The organism is Burkholderia sp. A2, assembly GCF_001729305.1.
Lineage (GTDB): Bacteria > Pseudomonadota > Gammaproteobacteria > Burkholderiales > Burkholderiaceae > Burkholderia > Burkholderia sola.
In genome coordinates this window covers 687-1,222 of the sequence record NZ_LZXX01000158.1, presented here as the reverse complement: position 1 = coordinate 1,222, position 536 = coordinate 687, and the positions used below count along the sequence as shown (strand labels likewise).

Below are 536 nucleotides of genomic sequence, written 5' to 3'. Positions count from 1 at the left end.
CTTGGCCTGCGCTATTTCCGCGGCGACGGCGTGCGCCAGGACAGCTACCAGGCGCTCAAGTGGATGCGCGAGGCCGCCGAACGCGGCGACCTGAACGCGCAAAAGGCGCTCGGCGGTTTCTACCTGTTCGGCCTCGAGGAAATGGGCTCGGATGCGCGCGAAGCGGAGAAGTGGCTGTCGATCGCGGCGGGCCGCGGCGACAAGGAATCGAAAAAGCTGCTCGAACTCGCGCGCAAGGCCAAGAAAGAAGACGAAGAAGACTGGAAGTGGCGCACGCAATGGCGTGACACGTATTACGGCTACTGGTACTCGGGCTATCCGTACTACGGCGTCTGGCAACAGACGTACTGGTACTACTGACCGGGTATCGAGCAACGGGGCAGCAGCGGGGAGACCACCATCGCGCGCCACGCCGGGGGGCTTATCGACGTTCGCACGAACACATAAGCCGAACAACGACTCTAATCGACCGACAACGACATGAAGACCAACCTTTCCCAACGTCTCACTCAAGGCGCGCTGGTTGCAGCGCTTGG

At 61.9% G+C, this 536-nt stretch carries 1 pseudogene; it reads left to right on the top strand.

Features of this window, described 5'->3' with window-relative positions:
• Positions 1 to 360: pseudogene (locus tag A9Z05_RS33350) on the top strand (SEL1-like repeat protein); the annotation flags it as partial.
• Positions 361 to 536 lie beyond the last annotated feature (176 nt).